At 67.8% G+C, this 2,451-nt stretch carries 3 protein-coding genes and 1 pseudogene; 1 reads left to right on the top strand and 3 read right to left on the bottom strand.

The genetic code is table 11. The features are described 5' to 3' along the window. On the top strand, positions 1 to 440 hold a 440-nt coding region (locus GX015_RS00350), incomplete at its 5' end, for an SDR family NAD(P)-dependent oxidoreductase (RefSeq protein WP_291341923.1). A gap of 101 nt (positions 441 to 541) precedes the next feature. On the opposite strand, the gene GX015_RS00345 is transcribed toward GX015_RS00350, so the two are convergent. From GX015_RS00345 to GX015_RS00335, 3 genes and pseudogenes are all read right to left on the bottom strand, one after another. Continuing rightward, positions 542 to 1,030 carry a DUF302 domain-containing protein gene (locus tag GX015_RS00345; RefSeq protein WP_291341922.1) on the bottom strand — a complete coding sequence of 163 codons (489 nt, stop codon included), beginning with the start codon at positions 1,028 to 1,030 and terminating at the stop codon, positions 542 to 544. Between the two features lie 232 nt (positions 1,031 to 1,262). Next, positions 1,263 to 1,640 carry a PH domain-containing protein gene (locus GX015_RS00340; RefSeq protein ID WP_046650266.1) on the bottom strand — a complete coding sequence of 126 codons (378 nt, stop codon included), beginning with the start codon at positions 1,638 to 1,640 and terminating at the stop codon, positions 1,263 to 1,265. Between the two features lie 164 nt (positions 1,641 to 1,804). Further along, positions 1,805 to 2,451, bottom strand: a pseudogene (locus tag GX015_RS00335) (hypothetical protein); the annotation flags it as partial.

Here is a 2,451-nt window from a genome sequence, read left to right as displayed (position 1 = left end):
CGGGCGCGCAGATCGTGATGACGTCGTCGGTGGCGGGCCTGGTCCACCCCATCAAGATGTCGACGTACAACGCGACGAAGGCCGCCGTCGTCGCGCTGGCCGAGACCGTCGATTTCGAACTGCGCGAGAGCGGCATCACCACCACCGTGATCTGCCCCCAGTTCTTCCGGTCGAACCTGGCCGATTCCTTGACCGGCGACGACGCCGAAGCCGATGAGCTCGCCCGGACGCTGCTGACCAAGACGCCGCTGACCGCCGCGACCGTCGCCGACCGGGCGATGAAGGGCATCGACGCCCGCCGGCAGGTGGTCACGCCCGATTCGGTGGCGGTGATCGGCTGGTATTCCAAGCGCTTCGCGCGGCCGCTGTACCTGTCAACGATGCGAAAGGCAGGCAAGGGCGCCAACCTCCTGGCCGCCCGGAAGGCGAAGCAGGGCTGAATCAGGGCTGCATCACGGCGCAAGCAGGGCTGCATCAGGGCGCAAGCAGGGCTGCATCAGAGCGGAAGCAGGGCCACCGAAGCTGCGTCGCCGAAGAGCGGCTACTTCAGCGAGTCGATGATGGCGGTCATCATCTTCGTGGCCTCGCCCATGATGTCGTCGAGGCCCTCAACGCCGGCCATCTCGCCCATCGCCGCGGGATTCAGCGCGGTGACGCGGATGGCGTCGCCGCCGTGGGCGAGGTCCTCGCGCACGACGACGTTGCACGGCATGACCAGCGAGATGTCGCGGGTGGCGTCCAGCGCCTGAGCGGCAAAGGTGGGGTTGCACGCGCCGAGGATGAGGATCCGCTCGATGTCGCGGTCGATCTTCTTCTTCAGCGTGGCGGTCACGTCGATCTCGGTGAGCACGCCGAAGCCGCCGTCGGCGATGGCCTGGCGGGTGCGGTCGGCGACCTCGTCGAAGTCGCCGTGGACGATGGTGCCGATGCCCATGCGCTCCGCGGCGCTCGCCTTGGCGTGGGGATCGGCGGCGGCGTCGCCCGCCGGGGTGGTGCCGGTGAAGTTCGGTCCTGCGGTGTTTTCGGCCATGATCGCTCCTTGCGTGGTTGGTCCCGGCTGCGCCGCCACGTGCGGCGGCGCGCCGATTCGACGCCCCTCACCATACCCCCTGGGGCATACGGTGTCGAGGGTTCACCGCGGGACGGGATCAGACACGGGCGATGCGGGCCGTCGCCAAGCGGGAAACGATGCCACTCGCCGTGCCGGCCCCGATCCGGCGAGCCCCACGCAGCGCCCGCCCCGTGCCCGCCCTTTCGCGGACCTACAGCTGACCGAAGACGGCGTGCGCGATGAGCTGGTCGAGGCGGCGGATGTCGATGTCGCGGCCCAGCTTGACCTTGATGTGCCCGGCGCGGGTCCACAGCTCCAGCTCGGCGTTGAAATCGAGCGTGCCGGCATTCTCCGACGACCACATGTTGATCGACGAGTACGGCAGCGAGTAGAGCTCGACCTTCTTGCCGCGCAGGCCCTGGGCGTCGCGGACGATCATGCGGCGGTCGGTGAAGATCGCGGAGTCTCGGAAGGTCTTGAACGCGGTGATCGGCCGCTCGCCCTGCACGAGGATCGGCCCGATGTCCTGGGGCACGGGGATTTCCTGCATCAGGGTCCAGCTGGTGATGGGCGCGATTTCGGTGGTCATGGTTCTCCTCGGGAGGTGATGGGAAGTCGGTGGCACGTCCGGGATTGCGCGATGCCCGTGCCGACGGCATCTACAGTGCCCGCATTCGCGCCGGGGCGGAAACGGGCGACCACGAAGCGGGTCGGGGCTGCCGCGCACGGCGGGTTGCTTGACGACGCCCACCGTCATTCAGACAGCAGCGCGTCCGGCAGATTCGCCCAGCGCATCCGGACGACCTGGCGGGCGGTGTCCTCGTCGAAGCCGAGGGCGAGGCACTTGTCGATCTCCGACTCGACGGTCAACGTTTCACCGGTTTCCCCGTCTTCGGCGGGGTCTTCGAGGATGAAGACCCAGTCTTCGGCGTCCTCGCGCGTGGTCTGCACGAAGAGTCCGGATTCGGTGGCCATCTTCTCCGCGGCGTCGTCGCGGAACCACTGGCCCATCGCCGGAAAGTACAGCTGCCACCCGCCGATGCCGAAGCGGATCAAGCACGGGTCGACGTCCTCGCCGATCTGCCCCTCGATGAAGTACACCCAGGTCGCGTCGGCGATCGTCGACTCCACCGGAGACTCGGACGGGTACCCGGCGCCGGGGAGATCGAACAGCGGCAAGCAGCCGGTACTCGACGGAGCGAAGTCCTCGTCACCCTCGAAGTACTCGTCTTCCGACTCGTCGGTGTCGCCGTCTTCGGCGTCGTCGTCGGCTCCGCCTTCCTCTGCATCCCCCTCTTCATCCTCGTCCTCATCGCCCTCCTCGTCCTCATCGAGGAAGTCGAAGGAGTAGTCGAAGTCGTCGTCGGGATCCGCGTCCGGGTCGACATCAGGGTCGTAGT

The sequence above is a fragment of the Corynebacterium sp. genome, from assembly GCF_012837295.1.
Classification (GTDB): domain Bacteria; phylum Actinomycetota; class Actinomycetes; order Mycobacteriales; family Mycobacteriaceae; genus Corynebacterium.
The sequence above is the reverse complement of the archived record's forward strand: the minus strand, read 5'-3'. Positions and strand labels throughout refer to the sequence as shown.

Coding starts and splice junctions, on each gene's coding strand:
- GX015_RS00345 (WP_291341922.1), bottom strand. CDS start 1,030: ATGGCCGAAAACACCGCAGGACCGAACTTCACCGGCACCACCCCGGCG.
- GX015_RS00340 (WP_046650266.1), bottom strand. CDS start 1,640: ATGACCACCGAAATCGCGCCCATCACCAGCTGGACCCTGATGCAGGAA.